This is a genomic window from Kitasatospora saccharophila (assembly GCF_039529925.1).
In the GTDB taxonomy this organism is placed as follows: domain Bacteria; phylum Actinomycetota; class Actinomycetes; order Streptomycetales; family Streptomycetaceae; genus Kitasatospora; species Kitasatospora saccharophila.
Window position 1 is genome coordinate 16,607 of the sequence record NZ_BAAANS010000016.1, and the last position, 26,778, is coordinate 43,384.

At 76.5% G+C, this 26,778-nt stretch carries 6 protein-coding genes and 1 pseudogene; 2 read left to right on the top strand and 5 right to left on the bottom strand.

Annotated features, from left to right (window positions below; all coding sequences use genetic code 11):
- Window positions 1–113: 113 nt before the first annotated feature.
- Window positions 114–773 (bottom strand): hypothetical protein, encoded by a 660-nt coding sequence (locus ABD345_RS13930; protein ID WP_344552339.1) that lies wholly within the window; start codon window positions 771–773, stop codon window positions 114–116.
- 260 nt (window positions 774–1,033) lie between these two features.
- Here ABD345_RS13930 and ABD345_RS13935 point away from each other — a divergent pair, with 260 nt between their 5' ends.
- A complete protein-coding gene (locus ABD345_RS13935; RefSeq protein WP_344552340.1) occupies window positions 1,034–1,651 on the top strand; it encodes a hypothetical protein in 618 nt (205 codons plus the stop codon).
- Between the two features lie 560 nt (window positions 1,652–2,211).
- Here ABD345_RS13935 and ABD345_RS13940 read toward each other — a convergent pair.
- Window positions 2,212–2,445: a hypothetical protein gene (locus tag ABD345_RS13940; protein ID WP_344552341.1), complete on the bottom strand. Its 234-nt coding sequence runs from the start codon at window positions 2,443–2,445 to the stop codon at window positions 2,212–2,214.
- Window positions 2,446–3,220: 775 nt separating this feature from the next.
- Here ABD345_RS13940 and ABD345_RS13945 point away from each other — a divergent pair.
- Window positions 3,221–4,005 (top strand): annotated as a pseudogene (locus ABD345_RS13945) (IS5 family transposase).
- 41 nt (window positions 4,006–4,046) lie between these two features.
- On the opposite strand, the gene ABD345_RS13950 reads toward ABD345_RS13945, so the two are convergent.
- The 3 genes from ABD345_RS13950 to ABD345_RS13960 all read right to left on the bottom strand — a co-directional run bounded on the left by ABD345_RS13950 (window position 4,047) and on the right by ABD345_RS13960 (window position 26,647).
- Window positions 4,047–4,670 carry a hypothetical protein gene (locus tag ABD345_RS13950; protein ID WP_344552342.1) on the bottom strand — a complete coding sequence of 208 codons (624 nt, stop codon included), beginning with the start codon at window positions 4,668–4,670 and terminating at the stop codon, window positions 4,047–4,049.
- Window positions 4,671–4,913: 243 nt separating this feature from the next.
- Window positions 4,914–12,377: an amino acid adenylation domain-containing protein gene (locus tag ABD345_RS13955; protein ID WP_344552344.1), complete on the bottom strand. Its 7,464-nt coding sequence runs from the start codon at window positions 12,375–12,377 to the stop codon at window positions 4,914–4,916.
- Window positions 12,374–26,647: an amino acid adenylation domain-containing protein gene (locus tag ABD345_RS13960; RefSeq protein ID WP_344552345.1), complete on the bottom strand. Its 14,274-nt coding sequence runs from the start codon at window positions 26,645–26,647 to the stop codon at window positions 12,374–12,376. Before ABD345_RS13960 ends, ABD345_RS13955 begins: the two co-directional genes overlap by 4 nt.
- Window positions 26,648–26,778: the final 131 nt, after the last annotated feature.

Here is a 26,778-nt window from a genome sequence, read left to right on the forward strand (position 1 = left end):
CAGCACCATGACCACACACCTCAGCGCTGCCAGAGACCGCACCTGACCACTACTCAACGTGACTCGACCGACCCCTGGACCGCCGCTCGCAAACTACAGCTCGCATTCGCAAACTATCGATCGCAGTCACACCGATCGGCGAGCACCTCCGGGGCCTCGCCCCTGTTAATTCCGCGAGGGACTATTCGGCTGTCGGTGCCGTCGGCGCCCTCCTCGCCATTACCTCCGCGAGGAGGAACAAGGGTCGGGGTGGCCGGTTCGGCGGGGGCCTGCTGCTGGGCGGGCATGCCCGCCAGCGGCGACCAGTCGCCGTGGCCGTGCAGCGTCTCGTAGCGGATGGTGCGGCCCAGGCGCAGCATACGGCCGGTGAGGGCACCAAGGCTGCTCTCCAGCAGGCGCAGTGCCTCCGCCCCGCCCGCATCGTCGCTGGCCTGGGCGGCGGCGTCGATGCGCTCCAGGTAGCCGGTGACCACGCGCTGCACCCGGGCGGCCAGGTCCAGCAGTTCCTGGCGCTGGGCGCTGCCGTGCTCCGGGCCGTCCTGGGGCCCGCCGTCATTACCTCCGCGAGGGGGAACAAGGGCGGCGGCGAGGGTGTCCTGCTGGCGCTCGGCGGCGGTGCGCCGGTACGCCTTCGACTCGCACGCCCGGTTGCACGACTTCTTCGGCCGGCCCCGGCCGGTGTGCGGCGGCAGCTCCTTGCCGCAGCCCCGGCAGATCCGCTCCGAGCCGACCTCACTCCTCCGCGCGGAGGTATCCGTCTCCGTGATCGGCATCGTAGGCGCAGCCAGTGGCGCCCCCTCGGCCGGGCCCGCCCCGGCCCCGGCCAGCCGGGCGGGCGGCACCGCAGGCGGCCGCTGCGCATCGTGCCGCACCGCCCGGGGGTGGCACAGCGCGGCAGGGCCGGGACCGCGCGGCGAACTGTCCATCGGCTCTGTGGCCGGAAAAACTGACCGGATCGCCTGCTGGGCGGACGGCAGATCCCGTCCTTCAATGGAGGGGTTGATGCCTGGGAGCAGCAGGGGAGGCAGGGGTCATGTCGGATCACACGGTCACAGAAGAGCAGGTGCGGGAGAAGGCCGCCGAGCTCCGGAAGCACGTGGAGCGCTGGAAGGGGATCGAGGGCTTCGAAGGCCCGGCGGCGGACCTGGATGTGGAGGCGCTGGCGCGCGGGGTGCTGGAGGTGCGGGCGAGGCCGCGCCTGTCCGGGCCCGAGCTGCTGGAGGCCGTCCGGCCGCAGTGGGAGAGGAAGGCGGCGCAGCTGGGGCTGGAAGGTGAGGCCCGGGAGGCGTTCGTTGTGGAGAGGCTGGATGAGGACGTACCGCAGATCTACTGCGAGACGCAGGACTTCTTCGTGGTCGTCTACTACGTCATCCATCTGAACAGGGCGGCCGCCGAGATGGTCGACGTGCAGACGGAGACGGTCCTGCAGGCGCTGGAGGTGGCCTCGCTGGGCCTTCCGGAGATCGACGAGATCATCTCCCCACTGGAAGCTCTGATCAGGGCCGAGGCAATGACGATCAAGGCGGTCTCTGACAGTCAGGACAACGGCCAGGTCCAGCTTGTGGGGGTCTACCCCGTCCCGGTCTTCATCGCCGAGCCCGACGACCTTCTCTGGGACGAGGTGCACGCAGTCCCCGGCCACCAGAACTGACACGCACCCCCTGCCGCGCCCAGCCCGCCGCCCGCCTGCACAGTGTGCAGCGAGCCAGCCGGGCGCGGCGCGGCGGCGCGGTGCCGAGCGGAGCAACGGCGGGCGTGCGGGGCGGCAGACACTTCCGGAATGGGGCGCGGGGTGGATCCGGCGGCCGGTACGGCGACGAATCGGGGCTGCCCCGGGAAGGCGTACCGCAGGGAGAACCGGCAGTGGCGCAGGCGTGAAGGCGGCCGTAATCGAGGCGCTGAATACGGCGGCGGATGGGCCGGTGGCCAGTGGCCGGATATGGCCGGGTGAGCGGTGAAACTGCCGGAGAACCAAGCGGGTCACAGGAGCCGTCCCGAATGATCGCTCAAGCGGGAAATCCTTGAATTCGGTGCGGCGGAATCCTGGTACGTTCCGGACATCACCGGACGCGTCCGACAGGCGGAACGGACAGTTTCGGGACGGGTGACACCGGCCGCTGTCCCGCGCGGTCATGATCGCAGTCTGGCAGTCCGGCCGGGCCGGGCCGACCGACGTGCCCTCCTACCGCTGTCCCAGCCTCGGCACCTCAGTCAGATCGCCCGGGCAAGCGGCAGGTCCGCCTCACTGGAGGCGTGACGTCCATGGCCGGGCTCGCACTGGCCCAGCTCGCGCAACTGCTCCTCGCCCACCCCGTCGGCCACGGCCTCAGCAAGGGCCGCATCCAGCTCACGGCGGGTACGGGCATGCTCGGCGATGGCTCGCTCGACACGCTCCAGAGAACTCGCCGTCCTGCGCTTGGGGCTGGTGATCACCTTGAGGTTCATGCGAATCGTGTGCCCCGATCGCCCACAGGCATGCACGCCAACGACCAGCGGCACGAACGTTCACGGCCACCGCACTGGCACCTCGGCACCCGACACACCCGCACGGCCACTGCCGGTCCCCTCAATGAACCCTCCGCATGAATTCACTACCCGCCGAAACAGCCCCGACCGGTAGCAACCCCGGCGAATCGAAAGGGAAAATCCACGGCGGGAACCAGCAGCATTCCCGACGGCAATACTGACGGGCCGTCAATACGCCGGAACACCCCGCACAGGCCCAGACCCCGAGCCGCCCACCACACCCCGGCTGCCCCGGACAACCGGCCACCCAACGTCACCGAAACCGGCCTCACCCACAGCCCCGCCAGAACACCGAACCACACCCCGCCACCTACCCGAATTGGTCCAGCAAGAGGCGCTACCAGCGCGAGAAACACGACCAGGTCACACACCGGAGCCGGAACCGGGCCGGGACGGGACCGGGACCGGGCGGGCCCGGGCAGGTTCGGTGACAAGCAGACAGCCAGCAGGCAGGTGGACCACCCGGACGGGATTCCGCACCGACCAGTCCACCCTGAACCGTCACACCGGGCCAGCCCTCCTACGGGGCGCGGACCAGACCCGCAACCCGAACCGAACAGCCACCCGCGGTGTCGTCCGGGCAGTCGGACAGCCCGGTAGCCGGCCTGGGCTTGGCTTGGAACTCGCAACACGATCTTGGTGATCGTCACTGGCTGGGCGTGACCGACATGACGATTCGTCCGTTCGTGATGGCGTGAGCAACAAGCCGTGGATCGTGGACGACGAGCTGTGGGCCCGGATCGAGCCGCTGCTGCCGGCCTGGCCGGAGCGGTCGCCGGGCCCGCGTCCGGTGGACGACCGGCGTTGCCTGCAGGGCATTCTGTTCGTGCTCTACACCGGGATCGCCTAGCAGCAGCTGCCGCCGGAGCTGGGCTTCGGCTCCGGGCAGACCTGCTGGCGTCGGCTCGGTCGCTGGCAGCAGGCCGGGGTGTTCGAGGCCCTGTACCGCTTGCTCCTGGCCGAGTTGAACGCGGCCGGACTGATCGACTGGGCGCGCGCCTGCGTGGATGCCTCCCGCGTACGCGCGAAAAAGGGGGCGAGGCGACCGGCCCGTCGCCGGTCGACCGCCGTAAGACCGGCAGCAAGCACCACCTGGTCAGTGACGGCGGGGGCATTCCGTTCCACGTGATCACCACCGCCGCCAACGTCAACGACGTCACCCGGACCCTCGACCTGGTTGACGGCATCCCACCGGTCGCCGGCCGGGTCGGCCGCCCCCGCAGGCGCCCGGATGCCCTGCTCGGCGACAAGGGCTACGACAGCAAACCCAACCGCCGCGAACTGCGCAGACGTCGGATCCTGCCGGTCATCTCCCGCCGCGGCGAGGCCGACATCATCGGCCTCGGCACGCTCCGCTACGTCGTCGAGCAGACCTTCGCCCAACTCCACCAGTTCAAGCGCCTCGCCATCCGCTGGGAGAGACGCCTCGACCTCCACAACGCCCTCGCTGCGGACTCATCCGCTGGCGACGCCTCATGAAGCCGACAGGATGACGATCCTGACGGCCCTCACGCCAGCTCTCAGTGGAAGCGGTCCAAGCCAGACGGTGTGAGTTCCCACCCGTCGAGGAAATCGTCGCGGACCCGCACCGCGAGCAGGACCACGGCTGCCGACGGCCGGTCCTCTGGACCCGGATCCGAATCGGCCTGCGCTGAACCGAGGTGGAAAGCGACAACCGGGGCCGAGGGATCATCAGTTGCGTAGCTGAGGGTCTTGGGTCGGTACGGGTCCTGCGGGCCGAACGTGACCGATGGGGGGCCGAAGTTGGCCAGGATTTCGGGCAGGGAGCGGTCGGTCTCCGACCAGGCCACGGCCTTGTCGACGACGACAGCATGCTCAGCGGGCGTCAGCCTGCGGTCAAGCTGGAGCCAGCCTCGGCGGTGCGCTTCCTCACCGTACTGGGACGCGATCACGTAGATGTCGGAGTCGGGGAAAGCACCCCGTAGCAGCCCCGATGGGGCCAGACGGGCATTCGTGTCAGGAAGCCACACTGAACCTGTGGTTCCCCGCTCACTTGCTGCGAGCCGGTCGAGGAGGCGCACCACCTCCGACAGGCCGCCGAACTCGTCAGGTCGGCGCACTGTTCGGTTGAACTCCTCCAAAAGTCTTTCGCTGCCCCTGCCAGTCCGCTCCGTCAGATCCATCATGGGCACCGTGCGAGATGCCTGGAGCTTTGGCGGAACGTCAAGAGCCATGCCGCCAGTGTCCCAGCGCTTCCAGGAGACTGGCAAGGATCAGCCCTGCGGCCCAGCACCACATGAACGAGATCGTGTGACGAGTTCTTGCCGATCCTGCGGACGGCGGGCCGCGGCCGTCGCCGGCTTCGGCGCGGCAGCGGGCAGCACCGGCCGTGCACCGTGGTGCACGGCCGGTGGGAGGGGGCGGCCTCACGGGGCGGGGAGGAAGCCCGTCTCGCGGAAGTAGGTCAGGTAGCGCACCAGGACTTCGTCGGTCAGCGCGGGCAGCCGGACGCCCAGCTCCGCCAGCGTCCCGGCCGTGCGGCGGGAGTCGAAGCGGCGCGGCGTCGACGGCGTCGTGCCGGACGGTCCCTGCTCGCCGAGGAACAGCTGCGCGGCGTTGTCGTGCCGGGCCGCGACGGCCGCGCGCCACTGCTCGGCGGGCAGGGTGCGCAGCCGGTAGCCGAGGGTTCCGGCGGCGGCGAACACCCGGTCCAGGCCCGGAGGGTCGGGGTGGGTGAGGTGGAAGGTCCCCGTGCGGCCGGCGCCGATCAGGGCGGTGACCGCGGCGCTGACGTAGTCCACCGGCACCCAGTCGGTGGAGCCGGCCGGCAGGTCGGGGACCGCGCCGGCCTGCAGGCAGCCCTTGATCAACTGCCAGAGCAGGTCGCGGTCCTGGCAGGCGCCGTTCGTCGTGTCGCCGCTGATCCGGCCCGGGCGGTGCACGGCCACCGGCAGGCCGCGCCCGCGCGCCAGCTCGACCAGGCCCTCGGCCACCCACTTGCTCCGCGCGTAGCCGTCGGGCAGCGCGTCGGCCGGCCCGGTCGGGGTGTCCTCGGTGACGGTCGCCGGGGCGTCGGCGGGCGGGTAGACGCCGGTGGTCGACACGTGGTGCAGGGAGGGCGAGGCGGAGTCGGCGAGCAGGCGCAGCAACTCCTCGGTGCCGTCGACGTTCGGCGCCCGCAGCTCCCGGTAGCCGGCCGCGAAGTTCACCCGGGCACCGTTGTGCAGGACCGGTCCGAGCCGGCGCAGCAGCGCCGCCCGGGCACCCGGGTCCAGGCCCAGGCCCGGCGCGGCCAGGTCGCCGGGGACGGCCCGCACCAGCGGCCGGTAGCCCTCCCGCCACAGGCCGTACCGGCGCAGGTTCTCCTCCAGCCGCCGGGCCCCGTCCTGTTCGTCGGAGGCGCGCACCAGGCAGTCGACCGGGCCGCCGGTGAGTTCCAGCAGGTCGCGCAGCAGGAACGCGCCGAGGAATCCGGAGGCGCCCGTCAGCAGTGGCACGGGAGAGGGGCGGGCGGACCTCCGGCGGGCGGTGGTGACGTCGGGCGCGAGCCGGACCTCGGCCGCCCAGTCGACCGCTTCCGTGAGCGGGTCCGCCCTCGGCCCGTCGGCGGGTTCCTCCAGCAGCCGGCCGACGCCCTCCACCGTCGGCGCCGCGAACAGCGCCCGCAGGGACAGCCGCCGCCCGCAGCGCTCCTCGATCCGCCGGGCCAGCGCCACCGCCAGCAGCGAGTGTCCGCCCAGGGCGAAGAAGTCGTCCGTGGCCCCGACCTCCGGCAGGTCGAGGGTCTGCGCGAACACCTCGCACAGCACGCGCTCCCGCTCGGTGCGCGGCCCGCGCCCGGTCGCCGCCGCGCCCCGGGGTGCGGGCAGCGCACGCCGGTCGACCTTGCCGTTGGGCGTGACCGGCAGCGCGTCCAGGGGCACGAACGCGGCGGGCACCAGGTGCTCGGGCAGCACCTCCGCCAGCCGCGCCCGCAGCACCTGCGGCCCGTCCCCGCCCACGGTGTACGCCACCAGTCGGCGGTCGCCCGGGCGGTCCTCCCGGACCAGCACGCAGGCCGCGGCCACGCCGGGCAGCGCCGTCAGCGCGGCCTCCACCTCGCCCGGTTCGATCCGGAACCCGCGGAGCTTGACCTGCTCGTCCGCCCGCCCGAGGTACTCCAGTTGCCCGTCGCGGCCCCAGCGGGCCAGGTCGCCGGTGCGGTACATCCGGGCGCCGGACGGGTCGGAGGGGTCGGCGACGAACCGGGCGGCGGTCAGCCCCGGCCGCCCCAGGTAGCCGCGGGCCAGGCCCGCGCCGGACACGTACAACTCGCCCGTCACGCCCGGCGGGACGGGGGCCAGCCGGGCGTCCAACACCCGTACCCGGGTGCCGTCGACCGGAGTGCCGATGGGCACGGTGCGCTGCGGCGCGAGCGGGCCGTCGGCGGGCTGGGGGCCGCTCATGGTGGCGCACACCGTGGTCTCGGTCGGGCCGTACGCGTTGACCAGGAACCGCCCCTGCGCCCAGGTGCGGACCAGCGCGGGCGGGCAGGCCTCACCCGCGAGCACCAGGGTCGTCCCCGCCGGGAGCGAGTCCGGCGGCAGCACCGCGAGCGCGGCCGGCGGCAGGGTCAGGTGGGTGACGCCGTGCGCGCGCACCCGCTCCGCCAGCGCCGGGCCCGGCAGCAGTGCCTCCCGGTCGTCCAGCTCCAGGCAGGCCCCGGAGAGCAGGGCCATGCAGAGCTCCCAGAACGCGGCGTCGAAACTCACCGACGCGAGCTGCAGCACCCGGCTGGCCGCCGTCACCCGCAGCCGTTCGCGCTGCGTGGCGGCCAGCGCCGCGACGCCCCGGTGGGTGACCAGCACGCCCTTGGGGCGGCCGGTGGACCCGGAGGTGTAGATCACGTACGCGGGGTGCGCCGGGTCGACCGGGGGCAGCGGTGCCGACGCCGCCGCGGGCCCCTCGGCCGGGTGCAGGTGCGGGACGTCCGTGGGCGGCAGGCCCCGGTGCACCTCGGCGGTGGTCAGCAGCAGCCGGGGTGCGGCGTCGGCCAGCATGTACGCGAGCCGGGCGGCCGGGTAGGCGGGGTCGAGCGGCAGGTAGGCCGCGCCCGCCTTCAGGACGGCCAGCAGGGCCACCACCAGGCCGGCGTCGCGGGGCAGTGCCACGGCGACCCGGTCCTCCGGGCCGACGCCGTGCGCGACCAGCCGCCGGGCCAGCGCGTCGGCGCGGGCGTCCAGTTCGCGGTAGCTCAGCACGGCGTGCGGGTCGCGGACCGCCGGGGCGTCGGGGGTGCGGCGCACCTGCGCGGCGAACAGCTCCGGGAAGGACGGGCCGGGCAGGTCGGCGTCCGGGCCGGTGCCCCAGTGCTCCAGTCGGGCCCGCTCCTCGGGGGCGAGCACCTGGTACGCGTGCAGCGGCAGGCCGGGGTCGGCCGTGACCGCCCGCAGCAGCCGCACCAGTCGCTGGGCCAGCGCGGCGACGGTGGCGGCGTCGAACAGCGCGGTCGCGTAGTCGACGGTGGCCAGGAGGCCGCCCTCCGCACCGGGGTCGGCCGCGAAGGTGAAGGAGAGGTCGAACTTGCTGGCGCCCAGGTCCACCGGCAGCGGCTCGACCCGCAGGCCCGGCAGCTCGACCGGCGCGGCGGGCGCGTGGTTCTGCAGCACCAGCATGGTCTGGAACAGCGGGTGGTGCCCGGCCCGCGGCGGGTTCAGCAGTTCCACCAGCCGCTCGAACGGCACGTCCTGGTGGGCGTAGGCGGCGAGGTCGGACTCCTTGACCCGGTCCAGCAGCTGGCGGAACGTCGGGTCGCCCGACAGGTCGGTGCGCAGCACCAGGGTGTTGACGAAGAAGCCGACCAGGTCGGCCGTGGCCTCGTCGGTGCGCCCGGCCACCGCGGTGCCCAGCGGGACGTCCTGCCCGGCGCCGTGCCGCGACAGCAGCAGCGCGAGGGCGGCCTGGAGCACCATGAACTCGCTGCACCGGGCGGAGCGGGCCAGCGCGGCGAGCGCCCGTCCGGTGGCGGCGTCGACCGCGAAGCGGTGCGTGGCGCCGTGGTGCCCTCCCCCGGCCGGGCGGGGCCGGTCCGCGGGCAGCTCGATCCGCTCGGGCAGGTCGGCCAGCGCTTCGCGCCAGTAGGCCAGTTGCCCGTGGAGCACGCCGTCCGGGTCGTCCTCGCCACCGAGCAGTGCGTGCTGCCACAGCGTGTAGTCGACGTAGTCGACCGGCGGCGGTCCCCAGGACGGTGCCGTTCCGGCGAGCCGTTCCCGGTAGGCGGCGGCCAGGTCGCGGAAGAGCGGTGCCAGCGAGGAGCCGTCCGCCGCGATGTGGTGCACCACCAGGACCAGCACGTGCGCGTCCGCCGCGAGGCGCAGCAGCACCGCCCGCAGCGGCAGTTCGCGCTCCACGTCGATCGGCTCGGCCACCGCCGCGGCGATCCGGTCGGCGCACTTGCCGGGCTCCACGTCCTCCACCGCGAACGGCGGACGCAGCGCCCCCGGCGGCGTGACCCGCTGGACGGGGCCGTCGCCGTCCTCCGGGAAGAGCGTGCGCAGTGCCGCGTGCCGGTCCACCACGTCCGCGCAGGCCAGTCGCAGCGCGTCCACGTCCAGGGCGCCGTCCAGGCGCACGGCGAAGGGGATGTGGTAGGTCGCGGACGGCCCGTCCAGCCGGTGCAGGAACCACAGCCGCCGCTGGGCGTGCGAGAGCGGCACCAGCGCCGGGCGCGGGCCCGGGCGCAGTGCCGGGCGGGTCGGCCGGCCGGCGTCGCGCAGCGCCGCGGCCAGCGCGGCGGCGGTCGGGTGCTCGAACAGGGTGCGGATCTGGACCTCCGCGTCCAGTGCCGAGCGGATCCGGCCCGCCAGCAGCGTCGCCAGCAGCGAGTTGCCGCCCAGGGCGAAGAAGTTGTCGTCCGCGCCGACCCTCTCCACTCCCAGCGTCTCGGCGAACAGTCCGGCCAGGATCTCCTCCCGGCCCTCGCGCGGCGCCCGTCCCGCGGTCCGGACGGCCCCGGCGGCCGGCGCGGGCAGCGCGGCCCGGTCGAGCTTCCCGTTGGCCGTCAGCGGCAGCTCCTCCAATACCAGCACCGCCGAGGGGACCGTGAACGCGGGCAGCCGCCGCGCGGTGTGCGCCAGCAGCGCCGCCGGGTCCGCGACCCGCCCGGGTGCCGGGACGACGTAGGCCACCAGTGCCCGGTCGCCCGGCAGGTCCTCGCGCACCAGCGCGCACGCGGCCCGCACCGACGGGTGGGCGCGCAGCACCGCCTCCACCTCGCCCGGCTCGATCCGGTGCCCGCGCAGCTTCACCTGCTGGTCGGCCCGCCCCACGTACTCCAGGCCCCGCCGCGCCCAGCGCACCACGTCGCCGGTGCGGTACATCCGGCCGCCCGACGGGTCCGAGGGGTCGGCGACGAACCGGGCGGCGGTCAGCCCCGGCTGTCCGAGGTAGCCGCGCGCCACCCCCGGACCGGCCAGGTACAGCTCGCCCTCCGCGCCCTCCGGCACCGGCCGCAGCGCGCCGTCCAGCACGAGTGCCCGCACGCCGTCCAGCGGCCCGCCGACGGGCGGCACCCCCTCGGGGCCGTCGTCGGGGCCCACCCGGTGCAGCAGGGCGAAGGTGGTCGCCTCGGTCGGCCCGTACGCGTTCAGCACCAGGGTGCCCGGGTGCGCCGCCGCCAGCCGCTGCAGCACTCCCGGCGCCGCCGCCTCCCCGCCGGCCGCCACCAGCCGCAGCAGGCCCAGCGCGCCCGGGTCGGTCTCGGCGACCACGTTGAACAGGGCCGTGGTCAAGAACGCGGCGCGCACTCCGTCCCGGACGGCGGCCTCCCGCAGCGCCGCGGGCTGCAGCACGCCCTCCGGGGCGAGCACCACCCGCCCGCCGCGCAGCAGCGGCACCCACAGTTCGAAGGTCGCCGCGTCGAAGGCGTACGCCGAGTGCAGCAGCACAGCCGAGCCCGCACCGCCCTCGTCCCAGGTGCGGTCCGCCGCCAGCGCGGCGATGTCGCGGTGGGTGACGCCCACGGCCTTGGGGCGGCCGGTGGAGCCCGAGGTGAACATCACGTAGGCCAGCCGCCCGCCGTCCGCCGGGCCCGGCGGCGCGCCGGGGGCGGCCGGGGCGCCGTCCAGCACCCGGCCCGTGGCGTCCACGGTCAGCACCCGTACCCCGGGGCGCAGCGCGCGCACCCACGGGTGGGCGGCGTTGGCCGCGTCCACCACCAGCAGGCGGGGTGCCGCCGCCGCGGTCACCGCCGACAGCCGCTCGGCGGGCCAGCGCGGGTCCAGCGGCACGTACGCCGCCCCCGCCCGCAGCACCGCCAGCGGCGCCGCGACCTGGGCCGCCGAGCGGCCCAGGAGCAGGCCCACGCCCTCCTCCGGGGCCGCGCCGAGTCCGGCCAGTGCGCCGGCCAGGTGGTCGGCGACCGCGTCCAGCTGCCGGTAGGTCAGGTGTTCGCCGGCGCCGCCCACCGCCACCGCGTCCGGCCGCTCGGCCGCCACCCGGGCCACCGCCGCCGCCAGGTCGCCGACGGCGGCGGTGGGCAGCGGTCCGCCCGTGCCCCGGGCCAGCAGCGCGCCGCCCTCGCCGTCCAGCAGCACCGGCACCGCGTCGGCCCGCACCTCCAGGTCCCGGGCCATCGCGGACAGCAGCAGCCGCAGCCGGTCCGCCACCCGCTCGACCAGGGTCCGGTCGAGGGCGGACGGGCGGAAGGCGAAGGTGAAGCGCAGGGTGCGGCCCGGGGCGACGGTCAGCGTGAGCGGGTAGTGCGCGGCGTCCGCGCCCGTCATGCCGGTCACCGCGAGCCCGCCGGGCAGGTCCCGGCCGGCCGCCCGCAGGCCCTCCCGGTCCAGGGGGTAGTTCTCGAACACCGCCAGGGTGTCGAACAGTTCGTCCAGTCCGGTGAGCGCCCGGATGTCGCTGAGCCCGACGTGCTGGCTGCCCAGCAGCGCGCCCTGCTCGTCCTGCCACCGGGTCAGCAGCGCGGCCAGGCTCTCCCCCGGGCGCACCACCAGGCGCACCGGCACCGTGTTGATGAACAGGCCGATCATCGACTCCACGCCCGGCAGTTCCGGCGGCCGGCCCGACACCGTCGTCCCGAACAGCACGTCCGAGCGGCCGGTCAGCCGGGACAGCAGCAGCCCCCAGGCGCCCTGCACCAGGGTGTTCAGGGTCAGTCGGTGGGCCCGGGCGGCGGCCCGCAGAGCGTCGGTCAGCGCCTCGTCCAGCTCCAGCACCACCGCCTCGGGCAGCTCGCCCGCGTGCGCGGCGGCCGCCGTCCGGCCCGCCAGCAGCGTCGGCCCCTCCACTCCGGCCAGCGCGGAGCGCCAGGCCGCCAGCGCGCCGTTCCGGTCCTGCCCGGCCAGCCAGGCCAGGTAGTTGCGGTAGGGGGCGACCCGTGGGAGGCCGGAGGCGTCACCGCGCCGCGCGTACAGCTCGAACAGCTCGCGCAGCAGCAGCGGTACCGACCAGCCGTCCAGCAGCAGGTGGTGACTGGTGATCACCAGGTGGTGGCGGTCCTCGCCGGTGCGCAGCAGCGCGAAGCGCATCAGCGGGGGCTCGGCCGGGTCGAAGCGGCGCAGCCGGTCCTCGGCCAGGAATGCCCGCAGGCGCTCCCCGGGGTCGCCGCCGCCGGCCGTGAGGTCCCGTTCGACCAGCGGTACCGGCACTTCGGCCGCCACCGCCTGCACCGGCTGGTCCAGGTCCTCGTGCAGGAACCCCACCCGCAGGTTGGCGTGCCGCCGCAGCAGCGCCGCCAGCGCCGCGCGCAGGGCCGCCGCGTCGACCCGGCCCTCCAGGGAGAGCGCGAACTGGGAGGTGTACACGTCCACCGCCGCGGGGTCGTACAGGGCGTGGAAGAGCATGCCCGCCTGCAACGGTGTCAGCGGCAGTACGTCCTCCAGCTGGAATGCGGTCATGCGCGTCCACCCCACTTGTTCTTCAGTCGGTCGATCTGGGCCTGGTCCAGGGAGACCAGGGGGAGGTCGGACGGCGTCCAGCCGCCCGCGTCGGGCTGCGCGGAGTGCTCCGCGATCGCGCGCAGCGCCCGGTCGAAGGTCTCGGCGAGCGCGGCCACGTCCGCCTCGGCTAGCAGGTCGGCGGCCCACGTCCAGCGGACGTGCAGGCGCGGCCCGTCCGGTCCGTCCTCGGTGTGCGCGTTGATGTCCAGCACGTGGTGCACCGGCATCCCCGGGTCGGCCGCGGCGGGCGCGCCGCCGTCCGGCAGCGCCTCCCAGTCCGCCGCCGGGCCCGGGCCGGGGGCCGGGTACCGGCCCAGGTAGTTGAAGCCGATCCGCGGGGACGCGCCGCCCGCCAGCCGGTGCCGGGCCGCCGGGTCCAGGTACCGCAGCACCCCGTACCCGACGCCGTGGTCGGGCACCGCGCGCAGCTGCTCCTTGACGTTCTTCACCGCCCGGTCGACCAGGGCGGCGTCGAACCGGCCCGGGTCGCGCGGATCCAGCGGTCCCGGATCCAGCAGCACCGGGTACAGGCTGGTGAACCAGCCCACCGTCCGCGTGAGGTCCAGCCCTTCGGCGATCTGCTCGCGCCCGTGGCTCTCCAGGCCGACCAGTACCCCGCCCGGGCCGTCCGCGTCCTGGACGCGCCGCGAGCGCACCGCCAGCGCGAGCGCCGTCAGCAGGACGTCGTCCACTCCGGCGTGGAACGCCTGGGGCGCGGTGGTCAGCAGCGCCGGCACGCACCCGGCCGCCGGACGGGTCGTCAGCGTCCTGGTCCGCCCGGCCGTGTCGCGGGACGGGTCCGGCGCCGGGCCGCCCGGCCGCGCCGCCGTCGCCGCCTCCCACAGCGGCAGCTCGCCCGCCCGGGCGCCGCTCGCGCCCTGGGCGGCCAGCAGCCGGGCCCAGGAGCGGTACGGCGTGCCGACCGGCGCCAGCGCCGCCGCCTCCCCGTCGGCGACCGCGCGCCAGGCCGTCGCCAGGTCCTCGACCAGGATCCGCCAGGAGACCGCGTCCACCGCCAGGTGGTGCACCACCAGCAGCAGCCGCCCGCGCGCCGCGGGGCCCGCGTCGCACCACACCGCCTCGAACACCCGCCCGTCCGCCGGCCGCAGCCGCCGCCGGGCCCGCTCGCCGGCTTCCGCCAGGACGGTGCGCACCCGCTCCTCGTCCAGGCCCGCGACGTCCACCCGCTCCAGCCGCGGCGCGACCGGCACGGCGCCGCGCGGCAGCGCCTCCAGCAGGGCCGCGCCGTCGGGCGTGCGCACCACCCGCGTCCGCAGCATGTCGTGGTGGTCGACCAGCAGGTGGAGCGCGGCCGCCAGCCGCTCCCGGTCGGCGCCCGCCGGGGTGCGCAGCACCGCGGACTGGTTGTAGCCGTCGGTGGGGCCCGGCCGTTCCAGGAACCAGGCCGCGATCGGCGTCGGCGGCATCGGGCCCGTGCCGTCCTCCGCCTCCGCCGGGGCCGCGCCGTCCGCCGCGGCGGTCCCGGCCGCCGCCGCCACCGCCTCCGGTGTGCGGTGCAGGAACACCTCGCGCGGGGTGATCCGCAGCCCGGCCTCGCGGGCCCGGCTGACCAGCTGGATGGAGAGGATGCTGTCGCCGCCCAGCGCGAAGAAGTCGTCGTCGAGGCGGACCTCCGGCACCCGCAGCACCGCCGCGAACACCTCGCACAGCGCCCGCTCGTCCGCCGTCGGCTCCCGCCCGGGCCCGCCCGCCGGCCGCTCCGGCAGCACCGGGTCGGGCAGCGCCCGCCGGTCGGTCTTGCCGTTGGGCAGCAGCGGCAGCGCCGCCAGCCGCACGAACACCGACGGCACCAGCGAGGGCGGCAGCGCCTGCGCCAGCCGGGCCCGCAGCTCGGCGTCGGAGAGCGGCTCCGCCCCGGTCACCAGGTACGCCGCCAGCCGGCCGCCGCGCACCAGCACGCAGGCCGCCGCCACCCCGTCCAGCGCGGTCAGCGCCGCCTCCACCTCGCCCGGTTCGATCCGCAGGCCGTGCAGCTTGACCTGGTCGTCGGCCCGGCCCGCGTAGCGCAGCAGCCCGTCCGGGCCCCGGCGCACCAGGTCGCCGGTGCGGTACATCCGCTCGCCGGGGGCGCCGAACGGGCAGGCCACGAAGCGTTCGGCGGTCAGCCCCGGCCGCCCCAGGTAGCCGCGGGCCAGGCCCGCCCCGGCCAGGTACAGCTCGCCCAGCACGCCCGGCGGGACGGGCCGCAGGTCCTCGTCCAGGACGTGGGCCGAGGTGTTGTCCACCGGCGTTCCCAGCGGCACGCCGCCCGCCGCGTCCGCCTCCGGCCGCCAGCGGTGCGCGGTGGCGTCGACGGTCGCCTCGGTCGGCCCGTACAGGTTGTGCACCGCGGTGCCCCAGGCCCGGGCCGCCTGCCCGGCCAGCGCGGCCGTCAGCGGCTCGCCGCCGCACAGCACCGCCCGCAGCGCGGTCGGCGGCCGCTCGCGGCCGGTCGTCTCGCCGAGCACGACGCCCAGCAGCGAGGGCACGAACTGGGCGAGCGTCACGCCGAGTTCGCGCATCCGGGCGAGCAGGCCCGCCGGGTCGTGGTCCAGCTCCGGCGGCACCGGGCAGGTCGCGCCGCCGTGCAGCAGCGGCAGCCAGGTCTCCCAGACCGAGGCGTCGAAGCTCGGGGAGGTGCGGGCCAGCACCCGGTCCCGGTCGGTCAGCTCCAGGTGGTGCGCCATCCACGCCATGTGGTTGACCAGGGCGCCGTGCGGGACGAGCACGCCCTTGGGGCGGCCGGTGGAGCCGGAGGTGTGGATGACGTAGGCGGCGTCCAGCGGCCCCGGCTGCGGCAGCGGCAGGTCCGCCGGCGCCGCCGCGAGGGCGGCCTCGTCCAGTACCAGCACCGGCACCGGCAGCTGCGGCAGCTCGGGCAGGAACGGCCGCGCCGTCACCAGCAGCACCGGCCGGGCGTCCTCGACCGCGAAGCGCAGCCGGGCCGCCGGGTAGCGCGGGTCCAGCGGCAGCCAGGCCGCGCCCGCCTTGGCGACCGCCAGCATCGCCACCACCTGCTCGACCGTGCCCGGCAGGGCCAGCGCGACCACGTCGCCCCGGCCCGCCCCCCGCGCGCGCAGCAGCCGGGCGGCGGCGTCGGAGCGGGCGTCCAGCTCGGCGAAGCTCAGGCTCCGCGCGCCGTCCAGCACGGCGACCGCGTCCGGCGTGCGCGCGCACCGGGCGCGGAACGCCTCCGGCAGCGACCGCCCGGCCCCGGCGCGGACCGCCCCCCCCGCGGCGGCGGGCAGCGCGGCCCGGACCGGGCCGTCCAGCACCTCGACGGCCCGCACCGGCCGCGCCGGGTCGGCGGCCAGCACGCCCAGCAGCCGCACCAGCCGGGCCGCCAGTGCCCGGGCCGTCGCCGCCTCGAACAGGTCGGTGGCGAACTCCAGCGTCCCGTCCAGGCCCAGTGGGCGGCCCCGGTCGTCCCGGCGCTCGGTGAACGAGAAGGTCAGGTCGAACTTGCTGATGCCGGTGCGCACCGGCTGCCGCTCGACCGCCAGGCCCGGCAGGTCGAGTTCGGCGTCCGCGTTGTTCTGCAGCGCCAGCATCACCTGGAACAGCGGGTGGCGGCTCTCGGTGCGCTCCGGTTCGAGGGCGTCCACCAGCCGCTCGAACGGCACGTCCTGGTGGGCGTACGCCGCCAGGTCGAACTCCCGGACCCGGTCCAGGACCTGCTCGAAGGTCGGGTCGCCGGACAGGTCGGTGCGCAGCACCAGCGTGTTGACGAAGAAGCCGACCAGGCCGTCCAGCGCGTCGTCGGTGCGGCCCGCCACCGGCGTGCCCAGCGGGACGTCCTCCCCGGCGCCGTGGGCCCGCAGCAGCACCGCCAGCGCGGCCTGCAGCACCATGAACAGGCTGCAGCCCCGGGCGCGGGCCAGGCCGTCCAGCGCCCGGTGGGTGTCCTCGTCCACCGGGAAGGCGAACGCGTCGCCCCGGTGCGAGGCCGCGGCCGGGCGGGGCCGGTCCAGCGGCAGCTCCAGCACGTCCGGCAGGTCCTCCAGCGCCTCCTGCCAGAAGGCGAGCTGACGTGCCGCCAGGCTCCGCGGGTCGCTCTCGTCGCCCAGCAGCTCCCGCTGCCACAGCGTGTAGTCGGCGTACTGCACCGGCAGTTCGGCCCACTGCGGCGCCCGGCCCGCCGACCGGGCCCGGTACGCCTCGCCCAGTTCCCGGGCCAGCGGTGCCAGCGACCAGCCGTCGCCCGCGACGTGGTGCACCAGCAGCACCAGCACGTGCGCCTGCGCGCCCGTGCGCAGCAGCCGGGCCCGCACCGGCCGTTCGACGGCCACGTCGAAGGCGTGCGCCGTCTCGGCCGTCAGCACCTCGTCCAGCCGCCGCGGGTCGACGTCCCGCGGGGTCAGGTCCAGGTCCGCGCCCGCGGCGTCCAGCACCAGCTGGCGCGGTACGCCCCCGGTCTCGGGGAGGACCGTGCGCAGCGCCTCGTGCCGCTCCACCACGTCCCGCAGCGCCCGTTCCAGCGCGGCCGCGTCCAGCGGGCCGGTCAGGCGCAGCACCAGCGGCACGTTGTAGGTCGGGTTCGGCCCCTCGAAGCGGTGCAGGAACCACAGGCGCTGCTGCGCGTACGACAGCGGCACCGCCTCCGGTCGGGGCGCCGTCCGCTCCAGCCGGGGGCGCGAGGCCCGGGCGCCGTCCAGCGCGGCGGCCAGCCGGGCCGGCGTCGGGTGCTCGAAGACGGTGCGGACCTCCGCGTCCACGTCCAGCGCGGCGCGGATCCGGGCGGCCAGCCGGGTGGCCAGCAGCGAGTGCCCGCCCAGGGCGAAGAAGTCGTCGTCCGCGCCCACCGAGGCCCGGCCCAGCAGGTCCGCGAACAGGCCGCAGAGCAGTTCCTCGCGCGGCGTGCGCGGCGCCCGGCCGGGCCGCGGCGCGTCCTGCGCCGGCGCGGGCAGCACCGCCCGGTCCACCTTTCCGTTCGGGTTCAGCGGGAACGCGTCCAGGACCACCACCGCCGAGGGCACCATGTACCCGGGCAGGACCCGGCCCACCGCGTCCGCCAGCGCCGCCGGGTCGGGGCGCGCGCCCGCCGCCGGCACCGCGTAGGCCACCAGCCGCCGGTCGCCCGGCACGTCCTCGCGGACCAGCACGAACGCGTCCGCGACCTCCGGCAGGCCCGCCAGCACGCCCTCGATCTCACCCGGCTCGACCCGGTAGCCGCGCAGCTTGACCTGCCCGTCCGCCCGCGCGACGTACGCCACCTCGCCGTCGGCCGTCCAGCGCACCAGGTCGCCGGTGCGGTACATCCGGGAGCCGTCCGCCGCGAACGGGTCCGCCACGAAGCGGTCCGCCGTCGCCCCCGGCCGCCCCAGGTAGCCGCGGGCCACGCCCGCCCCGGCCAGGTACAGCTCGCCCACCACGCCCGGTGCCACCGGGTTCAGCGCCGCGTCCAGCACGTGCAGCCGCATCCCGTCCAGCGGCCGGCCGATCGGCGGCACCCCGGCGGTGTCGGGCCGCACCTCGTACCGGGTGGCGAACGTGGTGGTCTCGGTGGGCCCGTACACGTGCAGCACCCTGGTCCCCGGTGCCGTCGCCGCCACCCGCCGCATCGCGTCCGGCGAGGCCAGCTCGCCGCCCGCGCACACCACCCGCAGGCCCGCGAACACGCCGGGGTCGGTCTCCGCGACCACGTTGAACAGCGCGGTGGTCAGGAACACCGCCGTCACGCCCCGCTCCTGCACCGCCACGTCCAGCCCCCGGGCCTCCAGCAGCCCGCCCGGGGCGACCACCACCCGGCCGCCGTTCAGCAGCGGCGCCCAGATCTCGAACGTCGAGGCGTCGAAGACGTACGCGGAGTGCATCAGCACCGCGTCCACCGCCCCGTCCGCCCAGGCCGCGTCCGCCGCCAGCGCCGCCACGTCCGCGTGACTGACCCCGACGCCCTTGGGCAGGCCGGTCGAGCCGGAGGTGAACATCACGTACGCCAGCGCCCGCGGCCCCGGCACGGCGGCCGGACGGCCCGGGCGCTGCGGCGCGCCGCGCAGCACCCGGCCCAGCCGGTCCAGCACCACCACCGGCAGGCCGCGTCCCGCCACCCACGGCTCGGCCGCGCTCTCCTCGTCCACCACCAGCAGGCGCGGGCGCGCCACCTCCGCCACCCGGTCCAGCCGGTCGGCGGGCCAGCGCACGTCCAGCGGCACGTACGCCGCCGCCGCCCGCACCGCGCCCAGCGAGGCCGTCACCACCGCCGCCGAACGGCCCAGCAACACGCCGACCCGGTCCTCCGGCCCGATCCCGTGCCCGGCCAGCACCGCCGCCAACTCGGCCGAGAGCCGGTCCAGTTCCGCGTACGACAGTGCCTGGCCGCCGTCCTGCACCGCGACCGCGTCCGGCGCGCCGCCCGCCCGGCGGGCGAACAGCGCGGAGAGCGTCCCGTCGCCCTCGGCCGGGGCCGGGAGCAGCTCCCGGGCGGTGCCCCAGCGGGCGATCCGCCGGTGCTCCTCGGCCGTCAGCAGGTCGTACCCCGACAGCCGCAGGTCCGGCCGCGCCGCCACCAGCTCCAGCAGCCGCACCAGCCGGGCCGCCAGCGCCCCGGCCGTCGACCGGTCGAACAGCGCCGTCGCGTACTCCAGCCCCGCCGACAGCCCCCCGTCCTCCTCGGTGAACGCGAAGGTCAGGTCGAACTTGCTCAGCCCGTTGTGCACCAGTCGCTGCTCCACCGTCAGGCCCGGCAGCTCGGGCCGGGCCTGACGCTGGTTCTGCAGCACCACCACGGTCTGGAACAGCGGGTGGTGGTCGCGGGCCCGCACCGGGTTCAGCTCCTCCACCAGCCGCTCGAACGGCACGTCCTGGTGGGCGTACGCCGCCAGGTCGAACTCCCGTACTCGGACGAGAAGTTCACGGAAGGTGGGGTCGCCCGACAGGTCGGTGCGCAGCACCAGCGTGTTGACGAAGAAGCCGACCAGGTCCTCCAGCCCCGGATCCGTCCGCCCCGCCACCGGCGCCCCGAGCGGGACGTCCTCCCCGGCGCCGTGCCGGTGCAGCAGCGTCGCCACCGCGGCCCGCAGCACCATGAACAGCGTGCTGCCCGCCGACCGGGCCAGCGCCAGCAGCGCCGCGTGCAGCGCGGCCGGCACCTCGAACTCCACCACCGCGCCGCGCGGATCCGCCACCGACGGGCGCGGCCGGTCCCACGGCAGGTCGACCATCCCCGGCAGGCCCGCCAGCGCGCCCCGCCAGAAGGCCAGTTGCTCCCGCAGCGCTTCTCCGTCCTCACGCAGCAGCTCCCGCTGCCACAGCGCGTAGTCGGCGTACTGCAACGGCCGCCCCGCCGGAGCCGCCCCGCCCGCCAGCCGGGCCCGGTACGCCTCGCCCAGGTCCCGCACCAGCGGGCCCAGCGACCAGCCGTCCCCGGCGATGTGGTGCAGCACCAGCACCAGCACGTGGTGCTCCGGCGCCGCCCGCAGCAGCCGGGCCCGCAGCGGCACGTCCACCAGGACGTCGAACGGTTCGCCGACCGCGGCCAGCACCGCCGCCTCCAGGTCCTTCGGCGCGACGCCCTCCACCGGCGGGCACGGGGCCGCCCGCGCCGCGTCCAGCACCAGCTGGTGCGGCACGCCGTCGCGCTCCGGGAAGACCGTGCGCAGCGCCTCGTGCCGCTCCACCACGTCCCGCAGCGCGCCGTGCAGTGCCCGCGGGTCCAGCGCGCCGCGCAGCTCCAGCACCAGCGGCAGGTTGTAGACCGAACCGGGGCCCTCCATCCGGTTCAGGAACCACAGCCGCCCCTGGGCGAAGGACAGCGGCAGCGGATCGGGCCGCCGAACCGCCACCACCGGCGGCCGGTGGGCGGCCGCCGGGTCCAGCACCCGCGCCAGCGCCGCCGCCGTCGGGTGCTCGAACAGCGTGCGCACCGCGAGGTCCGCGCCCAGCACGGCCCGCACCCGGCCCACCACCCGCATCGCCAGCAGCGAGTGGCCGCCCAGGTCGAAGAACCCCTCCCGCGGCCCGACCGCGGGGCGCTCCAGCACCTCCGCGAAGATCCCCGCGACCAGCTCCTCCCGCGCGCCCAGCGGGCCCCGGCCGTCGCCGCGCCCGCCTCGCGGCGCGGGCAGCGCCGCCCGGTCCACCTTCCCGTTCGGCAGCAGCGGCAGCGCGTCCAGCACCACCACCGCCTCCGGCACCAGGTGCCCCGGCAGCGCCCCCGCCAGGGCCTCCCGCAGCGCCCCGCCCGACACCCCCGTCCCCGCGGCGTACCCCACCAGCCGCGGCCGCCCCGGCGCGTCCTCGCGCACCACCGCCGCGGCCGCCGACACTCCCGGCAGCGCCAGCAGCGCCGCCGCCACCTCACCGGGCTCCACCCGGAACCCGCGCAGCTTCACCTGCTCGTCCGCCCGCGCGACGTGGTGCAGCAGCCCGTCCGCCGACCACCGCACCAGGTCGCCGGTGCGGTACATCCGCGCGCCGCCGCCCTCGAACGGGTCGGCGACGAAGCGCTCGGCGGTCAGCCCGGGCCGCCCCAGGTAGCCGCGCGCCAGGTTCGGCCCCGACAGGTACAGCTCCCCGAGCACCCCCGGCGGCACCGGCCGCAGCCGCCCGTCCAGCACGTAGGCCCGCATCCCGTCCACCGGCCGCCCGATCGGCACCGACGCGCCCGCCGCCACCGGCTCCGCCCCGGCCACCCGGTGCGCCGTCGCGTCGATCGTCGCCTCCGTCGGCCCGTACAGGTTGTGCACCGCCACCCCCCACCGGCCGGCCACCGCCTGCGCCAGGGTCCGCGGCAGCGCCTCACCCCCGCACAGCACCGCCCGCAGCCCGGCGGCGGGCTCCGCGCCCTCCTCCGCGAGGACCAGCGCCAGGTGCGAGGGGACGAACTGGGCCACCGTGACGTCGAAGCGGCGCATCCAGTCGAGCAGTTCGCGCGGCTCCCGGTTGGCCTGCGCCGGGGTCACGCACACCTCGGCGCCGCAGGTCAGCGGCAGCCACAGCTCCCACACGGAGGCGTCGAAGCTGGTGGAGGTGCGGGCCAGCACCCGGTCGCCCGGGGCCAGCTCCAGGTGGCGCGCCATCCAGGCCATGTGGTTGGCCAGCGCCAGGTGCGGGACGACCACGCCCTTGGGACGGCCGGTCGACCCGGAGGTGTAGATCACGTACGCGGCCGCCGCCGGATCGACCGGGCCGGCCGCACCCGGGAGCGGGGCGTCCGGGAGCGGGGCGTCCAGCGCCAGCCGGGGCACCGGGCCCGCCGCCAGGTCGGCCGGCACGCCCGCCCCCGTGAGCAGCAGCGCCGGCCGGGCGTCCGCCAGCATCTGCCGGATCCGCGCCGCCGGGTACCCGGGGTCGACCGGCAGGTACGCCGCGCCCGCCCGCAGCACCGCCAGCATGGCGACCACCGCCTCCACCGACGGCGCGCAGGCCAGCGCCACCAGCGCGCCCCCGCCCACCCCGTGCCCGCGCAGCACGCCCGCCAGCGCGTCGGCCCGGGCGTCCAGTTCGGCGTACGTCAGCCGGGTGCGCGCGTCCCGCACGGCGGGCGCGTCCGGGGTGCGGGCCGCCCAGTCGGCGACCAGCCCGGGCACGTCGGAGCCCGGCAGCGGTCGCGCCCGGCCGCGTCCCCGCGCCAGCGCCCGCGCGCGCTCCTCGGGCGTCAGCGGGTCGATCGCCGCGACGGTCAGCTCCGGATCGTCCGCGACCAGCGCCAGGACCCGGGCGAACCGGTCCGCGAGCGCGCGCGCCGTCCCCCGGTCGAACAGTCCGGTGGCGTACTCCAGGTGGCCGCCGAGGCGGACCCCGCCGTCCCCGTCCAGCTCGGTGAGCGAGAAGGTCAGGTCGAACTTGCTGGTCGACGGCGGCCCCGACAGGTCCCGCACGGTGACTCCCGGCAGGTCGAGCACGGCCGGGCGCTGGTTCTGCAGCACCAGCATGGTCTGGAACAGCGGGTGGTGGCCGCCGGACCGGTCCGGGTTGAGCGCCTCCACCAGCCGCTCGAACGGCAGGTCGGCGTTCTCGAACGCGGCCAGGTCGAACGCCGCGACCCTGCGCAGCAGTTCGCGGAAGCCCGGGTCACCGGACAGGTCCGTGCGCAGCACCAGGGTGTTGACGAAGAACCCCACCAGCTCGTCCGACGCCTCGTCCGTGCGCCCCGCCAGCGCCGTGCCCAGCGGGACGTCGGTGCCCGCACCGTGCGCGTGCAGCGTCACCGCCAGCGCCGCGTGCAGCACCATGAACGGCGTGCAGCCGCTCTCCCGGGCCAGCCGCACCAGCCGCCCGTACGTCCCGGCGTCCAGCTCGAACGGCACCGCCGCGCCCCGGTGGTCGGGCACGGCCGGCCGGGGCCGGTCCCACGGCAGCGCGACCGGCCCCGGCAGGCCGGCCAGCGCCGCGCGCCAGAAGGCGAGCTGGCGCGCGGCCAGGCTCTCCGGGTCGTCGTCCGCGCCCAGCAGCCGCCGCTGCCACAGGGCGTAGTCCGCGTACTGCACCCGCAGCCGGGGCCACTCGGGGCCGCCGCCACCCGTCCGGGCCCGGTACGCCGCCCCGAGGTCCCGGCACAGCGGTGCCAGCGACCAGCCGTCGGCCCCCGCGTGGTGCAGCACCAGTACCAGGACGTGCCGCTCCGGTCCCGTCCGCAGCAGCCGCGCCCGCACCGGCAGGTCGACGGCGAGGTCGAACGGCTCCGCCGCCGCCCGCGCCACCGCCCCGGCCACCCACTCCCGCGCGGGTCCGTCCTGCGGCCCGCCGGCCGCGTCACCCGTGGGGGGAGCGTCGACCTCCAGCGGAACCAGCGCGGCGGCCGCGGCCGCCTCCAGCACCAGCTGCCGGGGCACGCCGTCCCGCTCCGCGAGGACCGTGCGCAGGCTCTCGTGCCGCTCCAGCACGTCGCCCAGCGCCAGCCGCAGCGCGGCCGCGTCGAGCGGCCCGTCCAGTGCCAGCACCAGCGGCACGTTGTAGACGTCGCCCCCCGCGCTCCCGGCCCCCGCACCGGCCGTCCCCGTCCGGTTGAGGAACCACAGCCGCTGTTGCGCGAACGACAGCGGCAGCGGGTCGGGTCGGCGCTGCGCGACGAGCGCGGGCCGGGCACCGGCACCGGCGGGGCGCAGGACGGCCGCCAGCGCGGCCACCGTCGGGTGCCCGAAGACCTCGCGCAGCCCCACTTCGGCCCCCGTGGCCGCCCGGATCCGGGCGGCCAGCCGGGTGGCCAGCAGCGAGTGGCCGCCCAGGGCGAAGAAGTCGTCGTCCACGCCGACCCGCTCCAGGCCCAGGACCTCCGCGAACAGGCCCGCCAGCACCTCCTCGTGCGCGGTGCGCGGCGCGGTCCGCGCTGCCGACACCACCGGCGCCGGCAGCGCCCGCCGGTCCACCTTGCCGTTGGCGTTCAGCGGCAGCGCTTCCAGCAGGACGAACGCGCCGGGCACCGTGTACGCGGGCAGCACCCGCCCCAGCGCGCGGGCCAGGCCGGGGCCGTCCGGCCGGGCACCGGGCGCGGGCACCACGTAGCCGACCAGCCGGGGGTTGCCGGGGACGTCCTCGCGCACCAGCACCCGCGCGTCGTCCACGTCCGGGAGGGCCAGCAGCGCGTTCTCTACCTCCGCGGGCTCGATCCGGAAGCCGCGCAGCTTGACCTGCCCGTCGGCCCGCCCCACGTACTCGACGTCGCCGTCGGCCGTCCAGCGCACCAGGTCGCCGGTGCGGTACATCCGCGCGCCACCGCCCTCGAACGGGTCGGCGACGAACCGCGCCGCGGTCAGGTCCGGTCTGCCCAGGTAGCCGCGGGCCACGCCCGCCCCGGCCAGGTACAGCTCGCCCACCACGCCGGGCGGGACGGGCCGCAGCGCCGCGTCCAGCACGCACAGGCGCATCCCGTCCAGCGGCCGGCCGATCGGCGGCACCCCGGGGGCGTCGGGCCGCACCTCGTACCGGGTGGCGAACGTGGTGGTCTCGGTCGGTCCGTACACGTGCAGCACCCGGGTGCCCGGCGCGGCCCCGGCGATCCGCCGCATCAGGTCGGGTGCGGCCGCCTCGCCGCCGGCGCACACCACCCGCAGGCCCGCGAACGCGCCCGGGTCGGTGCGGGCGATCTCGTTGCACAGCGCGGTGGTGAGGAACGCCGCGACCGCCCCGTCCCGCTCCACCGCCGTCCGCAGCGCCCGGGCGTCCAGCACGCCCGGCCCGGCGACCACCACCCGGCCGCCGTTCAGCAGCGGCGCCCAGATCTCGAACGTCGAGGCGTCGAAGACGTACGCGGAGTGCATCAGCACCGCGTCCACCGTCCCGTCCGCCCAGGCCGCGTCCGCCGCCAGCGCCGCCACGTCCGCGTGACTGACCCCGACCCCCTTGGGCAGGCCGGTCGAGCCCGAGGTGAACACCACGTACGCCAGCCGGTCGCCGCGCACCGGCCCCGGCAGCGCACCGGGACGCTCCGGCGCGCCGCGCAGCACCCGGCCCAGCCGGTCCACCACCACCACCGGCAGCCGCCCGGCGGCCTCGGCCACCCACTCCCGCGCGGCCGCCGCCTCGTCGACCACCAGGGCCCGCACCCGGCCCACCCCGGCCGCACCGGTCAGCCGTTCGCCCGGCCAGTCCGGGTCCATCGGCACGTACGCCGCTCCCGCGACCACCGCGCCCAGCGAGGCCGTCACCACCGCCGCCGAACGGCCCACCAGGACGCCGACCCCGTCCTCGGCCCCCACCCCCCAGCCGGTCAGCGCCCGGCCCAGCGCGGTGGCCGACCGCTCCAGTTCCCGGTAGGAGAGCACCGCGGCGCCGTCCTGCACCGCCGGGGCCGCCGGGTGGCGGCGCACCCGCGCGGCGAACGCCTCCGGCAGGGCGCCCCGCGGCGCCCCGCCGGGCAGTTCGGCGCCCCGACCGGCGGCCAGCAGCTCCCGGGCCTCCCGCTCGTCGACCAGGGGCAGGCCGTCCACGGGTGCGCCCAGGGGCGCGGCGGCGAACGCGGACAGGAAACCGAGCACGGCCCGCTGGTGCAGCCGGACGTCCTCGGGGTGGTACAGCTCCGGGTTGGTGTCGAAGCCGATCAGCGGACCGGTGCCCTCGGAGCGCTCCGAGACGAACAGGGAGACGTCGTCGACCGGGCCGATCGACAGCAGCCGGGAGGTGGCCGAACTGCCCGCGAAGTCCAGCGCGTAGTCGTACCCCATGACGTTGACGACCAGGTCGGTCAGCCGCGCCCCGCCGTCCGCGAGGTTCAGCTCCCGGGCCAGCTGCTCGCGCGGGAAGCGCCGGTGCCGCAGCGCCCCGCGCATCTCGGTGGCGACCGCCCGCACCAGCTCCCCGACCGTCACGCCCGGCCGGACGGCCAGCGGCAGCGGCAGGATCGTCGCGGTCATCCCGACCGCGCCCCGCAGCGCCCCGGGACGCCCGTGCGAGGCCAGCCCCACGCAGACCTCCTCGCGGCCGGAGACCCGGGCCGCGTACGCCGCCACCGCCGCCACCAGGACGGCGCTCCAGGTCGTGCGGTTCTCCTCGGCGAGCCGTCGCAGCCCGTCAAACACCGGCAGCGCCAGCGTCTCGCCCGTGTGCAGCCCGCCCGCACCCGGCCCTCCGGCGGCCCCGCCGTCCCGGTCGGTGCGTCGGCGCAGCAGCCCGCCCCCGCCCGTTCCCGCCTCCGCGTGGTCCGCGAACCGCCCCGTCCAGTAGGCCCGGTCCGCCGCGAAGCGCTCCGAGGCGCGGTAGGCGGCCTCGTCCGCCACCAGCTCGCGCAGCGCGCGGCCGCCCGGCGGCACCGTCACCGCCGCCAGGTCCGCGCCGCCGACCGCCCGGGTGTACAGCTCGGCGGCGGACCGCGCGAGCACCGCGCCGCTCAGGCCGTCCACCGCGATGTGGTGGTAGCGGATGTACCAGTGGTGCAGGTCCGGTGCCAGCCGCAGCAGCGCGTGGTGGTGCGCGGGCGCCGCGACGTCGTCGACGAGGGCCATCTCCTCGGCCATGTACCGCTCCGCCGCGGCCACCGGGTCCGCCGTCCCGGTCAGGTCCACCACTCGCAGCCGGCGCCGGGGCTCCCGCGGCCGCACCACCTGCTGGCGGACCCGGCCGTCCTGCTCCACCAGCACCGTGTTGGCGCTGTCGCACAGGTGCAGCATCCGGTCGACCGCCGCCGCGAACAGGTCCTCGTCGAGGCCGCCGCGGATCTCCAGGCACTCGGCGATGTTGTACTTCGGGCTGCCCGGGTCGAGCAACTGGCCGTACCGCACGCCCTCCTGAGCTGCGGTCAGTTCCAGCACTTCGGCAACGGGATCGTCCGACGGGACGGGACGGTTTTCGGGCATGCCGACGACACCTCGGTTCGGTGGAGGATTTCCAGCGGTGAACGGGCGCACAACGGCCCCGGACGGACCGTTCGGTCAGTCCGGGAACGCCCGTGGAGGGAATTCCGGTGAATTCCCGGGAGAATGCCGCC